Here is a 261-nt window from a genome sequence, read left to right on the forward strand (position 1 = left end):
AAATTCCGCCGCGAGTTCGACCAGTACATCAACCTGCGCCCCGTGCGCCTGTTTGAAGGCGTGCCTTGCCCCCTGGCCGGCCGCAAGCCCGGCGACATCGACTACTACGTGGTGCGCGAGAACACCGAGGGTGAATACACGTCGCTCGGCGGCATCATGTATGAAGGCACCGACCGCGAGATCGTGATCCAGGAATCGGTCTACTCGCGCCACGGTGCGAACCGCCTCTTGAAGTTCGCCTTCGAGCTGGCCCAAAGCCGC

1 protein-coding gene is annotated in these 261 nt (G+C 63.2%); it reads left to right on the forward strand.

Annotation, left to right across the window (positions count from 1 at the left end):
* On the forward strand, window positions 1–261 hold a 261-nt coding region (locus AC2YJX_RS26215; protein ID WP_487257711.1), incomplete at both ends, for an isocitrate/isopropylmalate family dehydrogenase.

It is taken from the genome of Acidovorax sp. SRI_002 (genome assembly GCF_057586455.1).